Origin of the sequence: Streptomyces coffeae (assembly GCF_016741875.1) — a bacterium.
Lineage (GTDB): Bacteria > Actinomycetota > Actinomycetes > Streptomycetales > Streptomycetaceae > Streptomyces > Streptomyces coffeae.
The window spans coordinates 57,682-72,219 of record NZ_JAERRF010000002.1 but is presented as its reverse complement, the minus strand read 5'-3'; the positions used below and the strand labels follow the sequence as shown (position 1 = coordinate 72,219).

Annotated in this window: 7 protein-coding genes; 2 read left to right on the top strand and 5 right to left on the bottom strand. The window is 72.6% G+C overall.

Annotated features, from left to right (window positions below; all coding sequences use genetic code 11):
* Positions 1-137 precede the first annotated feature (137 nt).
* The 5 genes from JK363_RS02730 to JK363_RS02710 all read right to left on the bottom strand — a co-directional run bounded on the left by JK363_RS02730 (position 138) and on the right by JK363_RS02710 (position 9,709).
* Positions 138-2,957 carry an ATP-binding protein gene (locus JK363_RS02730; RefSeq protein ID WP_201871094.1) on the bottom strand — a complete coding sequence of 940 codons (2,820 nt, stop codon included), beginning with the start codon at positions 2,955-2,957 and terminating at the stop codon, positions 138-140.
* Positions 2,947-5,703, bottom strand: coding sequence for an ATP-binding protein (locus JK363_RS02725; protein WP_201871092.1), 2,757 nt, complete (start codon positions 5,701-5,703; stop codon positions 2,947-2,949). Before JK363_RS02725 ends, JK363_RS02730 begins: the two co-directional genes overlap by 11 nt.
* A gap of 58 nt (positions 5,704-5,761) precedes the next feature.
* Positions 5,762-8,665 (bottom strand): helix-turn-helix transcriptional regulator, encoded by a 2,904-nt coding sequence (locus JK363_RS02720; RefSeq protein WP_201871091.1) that lies wholly within the window; start codon positions 8,663-8,665, stop codon positions 5,762-5,764.
* 364 nt (positions 8,666-9,029) lie between these two features.
* On the bottom strand, positions 9,030-9,518 hold the full coding sequence (locus JK363_RS02715) for an ATP-binding protein (protein ID WP_201871089.1): 489 nt from the start codon (positions 9,516-9,518) through the stop codon (positions 9,030-9,032).
* The gene (locus JK363_RS02710; RefSeq protein WP_201871087.1) at positions 9,515-9,709 is read right to left on the bottom strand and encodes a DUF5999 family protein; all 195 of its coding nucleotides are present in this window, start codon (positions 9,707-9,709) and stop codon (positions 9,515-9,517) included. The genes JK363_RS02715 and JK363_RS02710 overlap by 4 nt, the downstream gene beginning before the upstream one ends.
* Before the next feature lie 393 nt (positions 9,710-10,102).
* On the opposite strand from JK363_RS02710, the gene JK363_RS02705 reads away from it, so the two are divergent.
* Both JK363_RS02705 and JK363_RS02700 read left to right on the top strand, forming a co-directional pair.
* Complete coding sequence (locus JK363_RS02705) at positions 10,103-12,406, top strand: ATP-binding protein (RefSeq protein WP_307821572.1); 2,304 nt, start codon at positions 10,103-10,105, stop codon at positions 12,404-12,406.
* A 235-nt stretch (positions 12,407-12,641) separates the two neighbouring features.
* Positions 12,642-14,534 carry an aminotransferase class I/II-fold pyridoxal phosphate-dependent enzyme gene (locus JK363_RS02700; RefSeq protein WP_307821571.1) on the top strand — a complete coding sequence of 631 codons (1,893 nt, stop codon included), beginning with the start codon at positions 12,642-12,644 and terminating at the stop codon, positions 14,532-14,534.
* Positions 14,535-14,538: the final 4 nt, after the last annotated feature.

Below are 14,538 nucleotides of genomic sequence, written 5' to 3'. Positions count from 1 at the left end.
GTCAACTGCGGCGTTGTCGCCCAATCCCGTGGAGGGCGGGGGCCGGGGGTTCGGTCCGCACCCCGGGGTTCGGTGGGTCGGTTCGGTGGTTCACCGGGGGGCGCGGATGTCCGCGGATCGTCACTTAATTACCGCCGTTAACTGCCGTTTTCCAGTTGAAGGCGGGGCAGCAGACGGATGAGTTCGCGGCGGCCGGAGACGCCCAGCTTGCGGTAGGCGTTGGTGAGGTGCTTCTCGACGGCGCGGGAGGTCACACCGAGTTCAGCGGCGATCTCCTGATTGGTGAGCCCGCGGCCGACGAGGGAGATCACGGTTCGTTCGGTGCGGGTGAGGCCGGCCTCCGGCCGCGCGGCGGGCGCGGCACGGCCGTTCCGGGTGCGGGCCCGTTCGGCCAGCCAGGGCGCGCCGCAGGCGGCCGCGAGGGAGGCCGCCTCCTGAAGTACGGCCTCCGCCTCGGTGCCGCCGCGCAGCCGTCTGCCCAACGTCAGGAGCGCGCGGGCGAGTTCAAGCTCATTGGCGGAGGCGCGCAGCACATCCACGGACTCCCGCAGGAAGTTGATCCCCCGGTTTCCGCCGTGCAGCCGCCCCTTGAGCCGCAGGGCGCGGCCGACCGCCACGGGCGCTCCCCACTCCTCGGCCCGCAGATGCTCCTCCTCGGCGAGCGCGAACGCCGCGGGGGTGTCACCGACGCGTACCTGGAGGGCGGCGGCGCACGGGCGCCACGGGAAGAGCACGGGGTTGCGCCAGCCCGACGCCTCCAGCTGCCGTCCGCAGGCGAGCAGGGTCTCCAGCGCACCGTTCCAGCGGCCCTGACCGGTGTCCTGCGCCGCCTTGAGGAGCTGGAGCGCGGCGGTCAGCGCCAGCCCGGCGGAGCGGCGCCGTCCGAGCCGGTCCAGGATCCGTTCGGTCAGCGCGGGGTCGCGCAGCTCCAGGGCGACCCCGGTGAGGGCGATGGTGGACATGACACCGAGCTCCTGCCAGTGCGCCTCGGCCAGCAGCGCCGCGCGCTCGGCGTGGTCGAGCGCTTTGGCCGCCCGTCCACGGGCGGTGAGCATCATCGCCTGCTCGAGGTGGACGAAGGCGTCCACGACGGTGGCGTCCTGCCGCGCGGTGTGACGCTCGGCGGACAGCCAGGAGCTGATACCGCGCACCGAGTCGGAGGCGGCCAGGGCGATGACCACGAGCGGCAGCGCCGAGTGGACCCGCGCGGAGGTGGCCGGTTCGCGCTCCAGGATGCGGTGGGCGAGCCCGGTGATCCGGTCGGCGGGCAGCCGGGCGGTGAGCGTCGCCGCGGCGAGCAGCACCGCGGTCAGCTCGCGTTCGGCGGCCGAGCCGAGCGATGGCTCCTCCCCCATCCCGCCCAACCGAGCCACGGCAACGGCCAGTTCGGCCGGGTCCTCGTGCCCGGCGTGCCGCAGCCGCGCCTCCAGCCGCAGGGACAGATCGCGCGCGGCGCCCTCCAGCGAGCCCGCCGGGCCCAGGTCCTCGGCGACCTGGTGCAGCAGATCGAGGACGGACGGCGGTGTCAGCCCGACGATGGTCGGGGAGATCCGCAGGGCGGCGGCGGCCCGCTGCCGGGCGGAGGGCAACAGGGGTATCGCCTGGGAGATATGGCGTTCGCAGGCGGCCGGGTCGAAACCGCGCTCCGCGGTGGCCAGATCGATCAGCAGCCGCGCCCGGCCCTCGCCCGACAGGGAGCCGTCCAGCAGGGCGCGGCGCAGATAGCGGGCGGCGATGTCCGGTGCGCCGCGGCCCAGCGCGGTGTCCGCGGCGGACCGGAGCACCTCCACCGACCAGGGGTGCCGTGAGGCGGTGACGGCCATCAGCTGGGCCGCGACCAGCTCCGCGGGGCATCCGCCGCGGTACAGCAGTGCGGCGGCCGCGTCGTGCAGCCGCTCACGCTCGGCCACGGTCATGGAGGACTCGATCGCGTCCTGTACCACGCGGTGGGCGAAGCGCGGTTCCTGTTCGGCGGCGAGCAGCCCCAGTTCGTGGAGGGCGCGCAGCGCGGCGGTACAGCCGATCGCGTCCAGCCCGGCGAGCGGGGCCATCAGATGGGGTACGCCCTGGTCGCCGAGGACCGCGATGGCCGCGGCCAGGTCCCGTACCGCCCGCGGCTGGGTGCGCATACAGCCCGCCAGCCGCTCGAGCAGCTGGGTGGGGCGCAGTTCGCGAGCGGCGTCGGCGTGGCCCGCGGTGGGCCGGTGGCCGCCCACGGCGAGGCCGACCAGCACCGACCGCAGGAACAGCGGGTTTCCCCCCGAGATCTCGTGGCAGGCGCGGACGAACTCCTCGTCGCCCGGTTCGCCGAACTGCTCCTGGATCATCCTCTGGGTGCCCTCGGCGGTGAGGGGCGCGGGTCTCAGCACCCGCGCGGCCGCGTCGGTGACCTCGCTGAGCAGCGGGTGCCCGGCGCGCGGATCACCGTCGCGCAGGGTGCACACCACAGCGGCGCGCAGCCCGTGCAACCGCTTGACCAGGTAGGCGAGCCAGCGCAGCGAGGGGGTGTCCACCCACTGGAGGTCGTCGACGAGGATCAGCAGCGGGCCGTCGGCGCAGACGTCGGCCAGCAGGGAGCGCAGACCGTGCAGAACGGCCTCACCGGCGGCGGACTCCCGGCCCTCCCCCGCCGGGACGGCGTCGTCGGCGAAGACCATGCGCGCGAAGCACCCGTGCTTCCGCAGCCGGCGTTCGCGGCACTCCTCCGGGGCGCCGGTCAGCAGACTGTCGAAGAGCTGGCGCACCACGCCGAAGGCGAATTCCTGCTCCATCGGCGCGGCGTTGGCACGCAGCACCCGTACATCGGTGTCCTGTGTGTGGGCGGCCAGGTGGTGCAGCAGCGCGGTGCGGCCGATACCGAGCGGGCCGGTGAACAGCAGCAGTGACGAGTCTCCCGCGCGCGCGGCTTTCAGAGCCTCCGCGACCTGTGCCGTCTCGGCCTCGCGCTCAAGCAACATCCGTTCCGTACCCCTCTGTTGCCCGGATCAGCGTGCGCAGTTCCGCCCGCCCGCGGATCCGCAGCTTTCGGTACGCGCCGGTGAGCCGCAGCTCGACGGTGCGGATGGTCACCGACAGCAGTTCGGCGATCTCGCGGTTGCCGCGGCCGTGTCCGGCCAGGGTCGCGGTGCGCCGTTCGGCCTCGGTCAGCGTGGCCCACGCCGGATGTGGGACGGCGCCGGACGCGGCGGGCCGGCCCACCTTCCCGGTGAGTGTGCGCACCCGCTCGGCCAGTCTGCTGGAGGGGCGGTGGATGGTGGTGAGGGTGGCCAGTTCGGTGACAAGGGCGGAGGCCGCGCAGCGGTCCCCGGCGTCGAGTTCGGCTCTGGCCAGCTCGGTGAGCGCGCCGGCGAAGGCCAGCAGGGCGGGGGTGCCGCGGAGGGTGCGCACGGCATCGCGGAGCCGGTCGGCGCGCTGTTCGCGGGCCACCCGTCCGGCGCCGAGCTGGGCCCAGCCGAGAGCGCTCGGCGCGCCCCACCGCCGGGCCAGCGCGAGCTCCTCCCGGGTCAGCCGCCCGGCCTCCTCGTAGTCCCCGGCCGCGTGGCAGGCCTGAGCCGCCATCGAACGCCAGGGCATCAGCGCGGGGTTGAGATGGCCGCGGCGCAGCAGCCGTCGTCCGGCGGAGAGAAAGCGCTCTCTCGCGTCGCTGACGCGACCGTCCGACAGGTCCACCATCCCCTGGGCAAAGAGCAGATACGCCCATGCCGTGCCCTGCCGCTCCCCGGTGGGCGGGGCGGTGGCGGCGAGCGCCCGGGCCCGGTCGCTCCGGCCGCTCTCCAGGGAGACGACGATCTGCACGGCGGACAGATAGGGGACGGTGTCCGGATGCCAGCGGGCGTGGGGCAGGGCGCGTTCGGCGGCCGCGACGTCCCGCTCGGCCATGTCCAGCAGGCCACGCCGCAGATGGAGTTCGCCGCGGATGGCGAGGGCGAGCGCGGAGGCGGCGCGGGCGTGGCGGCGGCGCAGTTCGGTGTGGAGGACATCCAGCCGGGTCTCGGCCTCCTCCACGTCGTCAGTCAGGAACAGGGCGCGGGCCGCGGCGAGCCGGGGCAGGATGAGCGCGCCATCGCCTTCCTGGCCGGTGAGCGCGTGACGGGCCAGCTCCCGGGTCAGCGGCAGGTTCTCGGCACGCCGGCCGAGCTGCCAGGCGCGCGCGCCGGCCTGTGCCGGGCACGGGGGGCGGTCGGGCATCGGGGGCACGTCCGCCAGCGTCAGCCCGGTGTCGTCCTCGCGCACCTCCTCGGAGAGCCAGAAGAGGGCGGTCAGTTCGTCCCGCTCCGCATCGCGGGCCGCGGGGAGCGCGCTCAGCACCGCGCGGCGCAGCCCCTCGGCCCCGCCGCGGGTCAGCCCCAGATCGGCGGCGCGGGTACGAGCCCGGGCGAAGTGGTCGCCCTCGGTGCGGATGATCTCCTCCAGACGGCGGTTCGCGGCCTCGGGCGCGGTCAGCACCTCGATGGCGGCCAGTTCGAGGCCCAGCCGGGCCCGCGATCCGGGCTCCATGGGCTCTTCCAGCGCTCTGGTCAGACAGGCGATGGCCTCGGCGGACCGTCCGGCGCGCAGGGCGGCGGCGCAGGTGCGGCGCAGGGTGTGGACCGCCCAGGGCTCTCCGGCCGGGCGTGCGGACAGCAGCAGACGGGTGATGTCCTCGTCGGGTACGGCGGCCCGGTGGGCCAGTTCGGCGGCGCGGGTGAAGAGATCGGCGCGCTCGGCGGCGCTCATCTCCTCCAGGACGCGGGCCCGTACGTCGGCATTGCGCAGCCGCAGACCGGTGCCGGAGGCGACGGTGAGCCCGGTGGCCTCCAGGGTGGCGCGCAGCCCCGGTTCCCGTGCCGCCCGGGGCCCGGCGAGGGTGTACAGCAGGGGCAGGTCCAGCAGTTCACCGCAGACCGCGAGCGCGCGCAGCACGGCCACGGCCGATTCCGGCAGTCCGCTCAGCACCCGGGTGGTGTGCTCGCCGGTGACGGAGGCGATGAGCGCGCGGAGTTCGGGCACCCGCGCCGCCAGCGGCCGGTGGCCGCGCTCGGCGAAGCGGCGCAACGCCTCGTGCACCACCGCGGAGTCGCCCGCCGTGGCCTCCGCGGCGGCCGCGATGAACGTCTCCTCGCCGGGCTCGCCGCAGATCAGCGCCACGACGGTGGCGATGTCCCGGTCGGTCAGGGCGGACAGGGTGAGCTGGGTGACGGGTACCGGGCCGAGGGCGGAGGTGATGTGGCTCCAGCCCGGGTGGGGGCCGCCGGTGCTGCTGGCCAGGACCGCGAGGGGAATGCCGGGCAGTCTGCGTATCAGGGCTCCGCACCAGCGCAGTGAGGCCGGGTCCAGCCGGCCCACGTCGGCCACGGTCACCAGGGTGGGCCGGTCGCGGGCGGTGCGCAGCAGTTCGGCCAGTCCCGGTAGCCGGCCGTCCGGGCCCGGTCCGGCCAGGGCCCGCCGGATGCCGTGGCCGGATTCGTCCAGGGGGGCCAGCAGTTGGTCGACGGCGCCGTAGCGCAGTCCGCTCTCGCCGAGGGTGGCTTCGGCACGCAGGACGCGCAGTCCGCGGTCGGCGGCGAGCCGGGCCGCCCATCCGAGCAGTGCGCACTGCCCGAAGCCGGGTCGCCCGGCGATCGTCACCACCGCGGGCAGCCCCTTGCCGAGGTCGGTGACGACCTCCGCCAGCGCCGCCTGCTCTCGTTCATGTCCGGGGAACGGGAGCGCGTTGAACTGCATGGTGCGACTATAAGTCTGGTGCATCCCCCAGAAGCTGAGCCGAGCCGTCGCGTCGCGCTCAGTACCGCCCACGCGCGGCGGAGACCCAGTCCGGGGCCCGTGGATCGGGAACGCTCGGGGTGTGCAGCACCGAGGCCAGCTCGGTGCGCTGGCTCACCCCCAACTTGCGGTAGACGCTGGTGAGATGGGTTTCGACGGTGCGCACCGTGACGAACAGCGACTCGGCGATCTCCCGGTTGCCCGCGCCCCGCGCGGCGAGCCCGGCGACCGTGCGCTCGGTGCCGGTGAGCAGATCCACCGGCGAGGCGGTGATCTCGCGCATCCGGCCGCCCGCGGCGACCAGCCGCCGACGGGCGTCCCGGGCGAGTGCGAGGGCACCGCAGCTCTGAGCCAGGTCGGCGGCGTTGCGCAGATGCTCCCGCGCACCGCGCGGATCGCCGGTTCCCAGCAGGGCACCGCCGAGGAGCAGTTCGGCCCGGGCGTACTCGGCCCGCCCGGGTGAGACGGACAGCCGGCCGACGGCCTCGGTGAGCAGTTCGACACCGGGCGCGCCGGGGGTGATCACTCCGCGGGCGAGCGCGGCGAGTCCGAGCGCGCGGGGGGTGTTCCAGCGCCGGGCCAGTTCGGTGCCGTGGTCGACGGCGTCCCGCACCCGGTCGGGGCGTTTCTCCGCGGCGCAGATAAGGGCCGCCTCGGCCCACCAGGCGACGAACACCGGGTTGGTGAGCCCGGCTTCGGCCAGCGAGGCACCGCAGTCGAACAGCAGACGCAGGGCGGTGTCGCCGTCGCCCAGTGCCCACCGGGCTCGAGCGCGGGCCATGAGGTACGAGTGGTACTCCAAGGCGAACAACTCGAAGTTCGGCCGGGCGATCCGCGCCAGCAGCTCGTCGGCGCGCTCGGGCTCGCCGCGGTCGATCAGCACGGTGGCCAACGCGATCTGCGGCAGGGTCACATGGGAGCTCCACCGCTCCTCGCCGATGATCTCGAGGGAGGTCTGAGCGTCGGCGAGCGCGTCGGCCATCGCCCCGAGTCCGTGCAGCACCAGGGCGCGGCTGGACAGGGCGACCACATACGACCACACCGCCGCGTTCTCCTGGCTGAGCCGCAGCGAGCGGTTCAGCGCCTCCAGCGCGCCGTCGCCATCGTCGGCCAGGCTCAGGCCGACCGAGGACAACAGCAGCGACCAGTTGTCGACCTCCACCCCCGAGGAGCTGAGGGTGCGCCGGGCCAGGCGCGCCGTCTGCTCGGCGGAATGGCCGCCCAGCGCGCGGTGCAGTGTCATCACGGCCAGGATCTGACGCTGCGCGGGGGTGTCCCCCGGTGGCTCGGGCATCCGCGCGAAGCGCTCCCGGACCGCGTCGATGGTCGCCTTCTCGTCGGAACCGGTGATCAGCAGGGCGGAGCGGACGAGGGTGAGCAACTCCGCGTCGGCCGGGTCGGGTTCGGGCCCCGTGGCGGCCTCCAGCGCGTCCAGGATCTCGGTGAGCACCCGGACGGCGCTCCGCGAGTGCTGCACGGGCAGGCAGGCCATGCCGTACTGCACGGCGATGGGCGCCTTGGCGCGGATGTCGGAGGTCAGTGACAGCGCATGCTCGAGCAGCCGGATCGCTTCCAGCGGGTTGATCTCCGCCAGCGCCCTGGCGAGTTGGATCCGGACCGGGACGCTGTCCGGCTCGGCCTCCAGGACGCGGTACAGATAGCGGGCGGTGGCCTCGGGAGCTCCCCGGTGCTCGGCCTGCGAGGCGGCCTCGCGCAGCACCACACGCATCCACGGCTCGGGGGTGCCGGGGACCAGCAGCACCTGGTTGGCGATCTCTTCGGCGGGCCGCCCGATATCGCTCAGCAGCAGGGCGGCCTTGGCGCGCAGCGCGGCCAGGGCCGGAGCACCGGCGGTCCCGAGCACCGCCGAGCGCACCACGTCATGGGCCAGGTCCGGGCGGTCCGGCGCCATCAGCTCGGCACCGCGCAGCAGCGTCACGGCCTCCTCGACCCGGGCGGCGGGGACCCCGGCGAGCGCGCCGATGTGTTGCGCGTCCTCGTCGCCGAGGACCGCGATCGCGGTGGCCACGTCCCGGACCCAGCCGGGCCGGTGGTCGAACAGGGCGCGCACGGACAGGGCGACCACGCCACGGCCGACCTCGTCGATCTCCCGGATACCGAGCTCGTCCGGCGGTACGCCCCTGGCGCGCAGCTCGCGCAGCAGCCGGGCGACGGTGAGCGGGTTGCCGCCGCAGACGGTCGCCGCGCGCTCGGCGAAGGTCGGCGCGACGGGGGTGGGGAAGACCAGGCGCGCCATCTCCCCCACCTCCCCTTCGGTCAGCGGGTCGAGGCGGAGCACCGAGGTGCGGGGCTGGGCGACGATATCGGCCACGGCGGCGGGTGCGGTGGGCTCGGCCTCGGTGCGCTGGGCGAGCACCACGAGCAGCGGGAGGTGGTCGGCGCGCCGCAGCAGGAAGTCGATCCAGCGCAGTGACCGCTCGTCGCACCAGTGCGCATCGTCCAGTACGAGCGCCAGCGGACCCTGGCTCATCAGATTGGCGGCGAGCCAGTACAGCCCGTGCAGCACCGGATAGGCGGTCGCCGCGCACGGCTCGTCAGGACCGGGGTCGGGGGTGAGCGCGGGGAGGGCGCGGGCGGCGGCGCCGCGCAGCAGCGGGGAGTCCCCGGCGTTCTCGTGGGTGAGTTCCAGGGCGGCGAAGAGGGCGCGGACACCGCCGTAGCCCGTGCCGGAGGCGACCTCACGGCAGCTGCCGTGCAGCACGGTCATCTTCCGGCAGGCATCGCCGCCGAGAAAGGCGCGGAGCAGGCTGGTCTTCCCGATCCCGGCCGGTCCGGTCAGCAGCACCAGTGCGGATCGTCCGGCGATGGCGGACTCGGCATGGCCGGTGAGGGTCGCGAGTTCCCCGGTGCGGCCGACCAGTGTGCCGGAGGGGCCGGAGGCCGTGGTCCGCTCATCCGCCACGGCAGCCCCCTCAGCCCCATACGCCGCATAAACTATGAAAAATACGAAAACTACGCTACTCGGTGCGATCGTCAGGCTACATGAACCGTATGACGACGATCAATTACCAAACAATGACGTGCACAGAGGCTCCCGTAGTGGACAAAGGCCCCGGCTTGCGGCACTCAGCGGCCCGGGGCAGGTCGGTGTGGTGAGGGCATACACCTTCCGCTTCCCCGGGCCGTGCGGTTTCACCGTGTGGGTACGAGGCGTGGAGTTCTCTATGGCGTCTCCTTTCGTCGAGTCACGGTTCTTATCGGGTCACGTTTCTTATCTCGAGTCATATGTGATCGCTTCATAGGTGATCGCTCGCGCGGCCGACGGTTCACGATCGGGTCATACCGCTCAGGGCGGTCACGGGGTGCAGTTCGAACCAGACGACCTTGCCCACCGCCGTGCTGGCACTGCCCCAACGGCGGGAGAGCAGCTCCAGCAGGTGGATCCCGCGCCCTCCTTCGTCGTCCTCGCCCGCCCGGCACAGCCGGGGCCTGCCGCAGTCCTCGTCCGCGACCTCGCACCGGAAGGCACGGTCGGTCGCGCACAGCGAGAAGGTCAGCCGGACCGGTCCGCAGGCGTGCCGCACCGCGTTGGTCACCAGCTCGCTCACCAGCAGCTCGGCGTCGTCGATGCGCTCATCGAGCGCCCACGCCGACAGCTGCGCGACCGTGAGGCGGCGGGCCTGGGACACCGAGGCGGGTTCGGAGGGCAGCAGCCACGACGTCCCGCCGCTGGTGGCCGGGGCATGCCGGACCGGCCGGCGGGCCGCGCTCATGGGCGCCGGCGGGGCGATGGTGGTGAGCGTCGAGGCGTTCATTTCGACTGGTCGGGGCTGAGCCGGGGGGCGGGGACAACACGTCCGTCGGGGAGCAGTTCGCCCGTGTCCGCGAAGATCACCACTCCGTTGCAGAGCAGGCTCCAGCCCTGCTCGGGATGGCAGGCCACCAGACGCGCGGAGTCATGGTCGGGCGCGTCCGCGGAGGGACAGGGGGGCTGATGGAGGCACATGGCTGAACCTTCGCTCTTCCGCCGACGGTCGGCGGAACTCTTTCGAGACACCAAGCATGGGCCGCCGCGGCGGAGCACGGCGAGGGGAGATATCCCCGCTTGGGTACCCGATCCCACCCCCGGCCCCCGGGGAGGTCACATCCGGCCACCACCGCTCACGGTCGGTGCCGAAATCGCACACCATGCGTATGGAGCCGGTCATTATGTGTCATTCCCTGGGGCAGAAGGGTCGTGCGGCGGCCCGGCAGAGGCATAGCCTGGGGGTATCGGCTCGGTCCGCGCGGGTGGAGTCCGCCCGCCCGAGGCTGGTTCGAGGCATCGATGGGTGCGGTGGCAACGGACACCTCGACCGGACGGCAGACCGGCAGGCTGCCGTCGGAGGTGACAAGTTTCGTGGGGCGTCGGCACGAGGCGGCCGAGGTCAAACGGATGCTGTCCGCATCGCGTCTGGTGACGCTCACCGGGGTCGGCGGCGTCGGGAAGACCCGGCTGGCCCTGCGGGTCGCCGACGACGCGCGCCGGGCCTTCCCCGACGGCGTCTGGCTCGCCGAACTCGCCGAGCTGGACAACCCCGCACTGCTCGCCCAGAGCGTCACCGAGGCCCTGGAGATCCGGGACCACTCCGCGCGCCCGCCGATGGACGTCCTCATCGATCATCTGCGGGACCGGCAGACCCTGCTCGTGCTGGACAACTGTGAGCATCTGCTGCACGCCTGCGCGCTGCTCACCGACCGGCTGCTGCGCGAGGCCCCCCAGCTGCGGGTGCTGGCCACCAGCCGCCATGTGCTGGGCATCGGCAGCGAACAGACACTCGCCGTCCCCACCCTGACGCTGCCCGACGCCTCCGGGCCACGGCTGCCCACCGGTGCGTTCGCCCAGTGCGACGCGGTACGGCTGTTCACCGAGCGGGCCCGGGCGGCACTGCCCGGCTTCACCGTCACCGATGCCAACCGGGACGCCGTGGAGGGGATCTGCCGGCGGCTGGACGGCATTCCGCTCGGCATCGAGCTGGCCGCCGTACGGCTGCGCGCCCTGTCCGTCCAGCAGTTGCTGGGCCGGCTCGACGACCGCTTCCGGCTGCTGACCACCGGCTCCCGGGCGGTGCTCCCCCGCCACCAGACGCTGCGGGCGCTGATCGACTGGAGCTACGACCTGTGCACCGAGCGCGAGCAGCTGCTCTGGGCCCGGGTCTCGGTCTTCGCCGGAAGTCTGGACCTGGAGGCGGCCGAGGCGGTCTGCTCGGGCGACGGCCTGCCCCGCGAGGAGATCCTCGACCTGGTGACCGAGCTGGTGGACAAGTCGGTGCTGCTCCGCGAGGAGCACGGCGCGACGGTGCGCTACCGGATGCTGGACACTCTGCGCGCGTACGGCCGGGAGCGGCTGGAGGCGGCCGGTGAGGAAGCCGTCCGGCTGCGCTGCCACCGCGACTACTACCGGCAGCTGGCGGCGGACGCGCGCGCCGCGCTCTTCGGACCGGCCCAGGTCCAGTGGTTCACCCGGCTCCAGCTCGAGCACGCCAATCTGCGCACCGCGCTGGAGTTCTGCTACGACGACCCGGCGGAGTGCGCCTACGGTCTGGGGATCGCGGCCGATCTGCTCTACCACTGGATCACCAGCTACTACCTCAGCGAGGGGCGCCGCTGGCTGGACGACGGGCTCGCCGTCTGCCCCGAGCCGACCGGCGCCCGGGCGCGAGCGCTGTGGACCAACAGCTGGCTGGCCATCATCCAGTCCGACACCGACGCCGCCTCGGCCATGCTCGAGGAGAGCCGGGCCATCGGGGAGCGGCTGGATCTGGAGCCCGTACTCGGCTACAGCGCGCTCTACTCCGGCATGGTCGCGATGTACCGGGGCGACGCCGAGGCGGCGATCACGCTCTACGAGGAGGCCGTCAGCCGCCACCGCGCCACCGGCGATCCGGTGGGGCTGGCCCTGGCCCTCATCCGGCTCTCGCTGGCCCACTCGTTCATCGGTGACTCCCAGCGCGCCATCGCGCTGGGCGAGGAGTCGCTGGCGGTGTGCGACGCCTACGGCGAGGGCTGGCACCGGGCCTACACGATGATGGCGCTGGGGGTGGAGGTGTGGCGGCAGGGTGACACCGAGCGCGCGGCCGCTCTGGAGCGGGAGAGCCTTGAGTTCAACCGTTCGCTCGACGACCCGCTGGGCGTCGGGGTCAACCTCGAGGTGCTGGCCTGGATCGCCGCCACCGAGCGGGACTTCCCGCGCGCGGCCCGGCTGCTGGGTGTGGTCCGGACGGTCTGGCGGGCGGTGGGTGCCCCGCTGTCCGGCTACGGCCATCTGGTCCACTACCACGAGGAGTGCGAGGCCGCGGTGAGCCGGGCGCTGGGGAAAACGGCCTTCAACGCCGCGGTCAAGGAGGGCTCCCGGCTCTCCTACGACGAGGGGCTGGTCTACGCCCTGGAGAACGTACTCCCCGCAGCGGAACCGGCGGTGGGCGAGCGGCCGTCTCCCCTGACGCGCCGGGAGTCCGAGATCGCCCAACTGGTCGCCCAGGGGCTGAGCAACAAGGAGATCGCCGCGTCCCTGGTGATCGCCCAGCGCACCGCCGAGGGCCATCTTGAGCACATTCTGAGCAAACTCGGTTTCACCTCGCGTGCACAGGTGGCGGTGTGGGTAGCGGAACAGAGCCGGACCGCACTCGCCGATGGAAAAACCCGGTCCGACACCGCGCCCTGAGCGGACGGAGACCGCATTCCCGGTGAAACTGCCCGGTGAAGTTCACCGGGGAAAGGCTCCGGAAGGGAAGCGAGGGGCGGAATTCTATTCGATCCAGGCCCAGTTGTCCTCAATTTCTTCACAGACGACAAACCAATCGTTACCTGCCCCGCGTTCGAGGGATCATGCGTCAGGCTCGAGGGACGAGCCGCAACGGTCGTATCAGCACGACCGACGCGACCGAGGAGGTCCCGCCGTGACTGTTGCCGCAGTCGGCCATACCGGTGATGCCGCGGAGCTCTTCCGTGGCACCGCCCACAGCCCGTCGTACTTCGCGCTCAACCGCGCCGGGGTCACGGGCGGCGGACAGGAGCTCGTGGACTTCTGCATCCCCTGCAACCCGTACTTCCCCACCCCCGCGATGTTCGCCGTGATGGCGGTCAGGCTGCGCGACATCCTCACGTACTACCCCAGCTCCGCGGAGACCATCACCGCCGAACTGGCCGATGTGCTCGGGCTCCAGCCGCAGACCATGGCGATGGGCAACGGCTCGACCGAGCTCATCACCTGGATCGACCATCTGCTGGTCAAGGAGAGCCTGGCGGTGCCGATCCCCACCTTCGGCCGGTGGACCGATCAGCCGATGGAGACCGGCAAGCGGGTGGACATGTTCCAGCTCCCGGAGATGAGCGGATTCGCCCTCGACCCGTCCGCGTTCGTCTCCTTCGTACGCTCCCGGGGCTCACGGGTGGCCGTCATCTGCAACCCCAACAACCCCGACGGCGGGCTGCTGTCCCGGCAGGCCGTCATCGGCATGATGGACGCCCTCGCCGATCTCGACCTGGTCGTGATCGACGAGTCCTTCCTGGAGTTCGCGGACTCCGAGGCGTATCCGAGCGTCGTGGACGAGGCCGTCCTGCGCTCCAATGTCATCGTGCTGCGCAGCCTCGGCAAGAACTTCGGGCTGCACGGCGTCCGGTTCGGCTATCTGGTGGCCAACCCGGCGCTGGCGGTGCAGATCCGCTCCCGGCTGCCGAAGTGGAACCTCAACTCCTTCGCCGAGGTCATCGTCTTCATGCTGAAGCGGTACCGGCAGGAGTACATGGAGAGTCTGCGCATGATCAGCCTGGACCGGCAGCAGATGACCACCCAGCTGGCCGGGCTGCCCGGGATGACGGTCTTCCCCTCCCAGGGCAACTTCGTCTTCGTCAAACTCCCGGCGGGCCTGGACGGTACCTGGGTCCGGGACCAACTGCTCTCCCAGCACGGCGTCCTGGTCCGCGAATGCGGCAACAAACTGGGCAGCAACAGTCAGTTCATGCGGCTGGTGGTGCGCTCGCAGCCGGATGTGCAGCGGCTGCTGACCGGGCTGAGCACCGTGATGTACGGGACGTCGTTCTACGCGCCCCAGGTCAGCTGGGAGCAGCAGACACCGCTGAACTCCGTGCCGCAAGCGCAGTTCGACCCTCTGTACCAGCAGACACCGCAACTGTCCGCCGCGCCGGTCGCGCCCGAGCAGTTCTACACCGCGGCCGCCCTGCCCATGGCAGGCGGCACGGCGCCCGCCTACCCACAGGCGTCGTCGTACGGTACGGACTCGGCGGGCTTCGCGGCACAGCAGTCCATGGCGGAGCTCGCCCCCGCCTATGTCGCCACTCCCCCGGTGCAGATGGCCCCGTACCCGGCGGCGCAGGCGCAGATACCCCCGATGCAGTCGGCGCGCAGCCGACTCGACCAGCTCCAGGCGCAGTTGCAGGCCGAGCAGCAGGCGCAGGTCGCGCAGATGCGGACGGCCCCGGCGCCCCAGCCGCCGGGCACCCAGCTCCAGACCGGGCAGATGGTGAGCGCACAGGCCCAGACCTCGGAGATCCCGGCGGTCCGGACCGGGACACCGAGCACGGCCTATGCTGCGCGGACCTCCCCGGAGGACACCACCATCGACCAGATCCCCGTCTACGATCAGCAGCGGGACACCTCCGCGCCGGAGGTGTCCTCGGTGGAGCGGACCCAGGCCATCTCCTACGACCCCGCGGAACTCCGGGCCACCGCCCGGCCCGTGGTGGACGACGACCCCGACGGCCTCACCCCGGCCCTCCAGCGCTATCCGCGCCCCGCCGCCTACCTCCGGAGCGATGACACCCTGACCTGAGCCG

What these genes read in the sequence shown, in the direction of transcription:
- JK363_RS02730 (WP_201871094.1), bottom strand. Translation starts at nt 2,957, where the DNA reads ATGTTGCTTGAGCGCGAGGCCGAGACGGCACAGGTCGCGGAGGCTCTG.
- JK363_RS02710 (WP_201871087.1), bottom strand. Translation starts at nt 9,709, where the DNA reads ATGTGCCTCCATCAGCCCCCCTGTCCCTCCGCGGACGCGCCCGACCAT.
- JK363_RS02725 (WP_201871092.1), bottom strand. Translation starts at nt 5,703, where the DNA reads ATGCAGTTCAACGCGCTCCCGTTCCCCGGACATGAACGAGAGCAGGCG.
- JK363_RS02715 (WP_201871089.1), bottom strand. Translation starts at nt 9,518, where the DNA reads ATGAACGCCTCGACGCTCACCACCATCGCCCCGCCGGCGCCCATGAGC.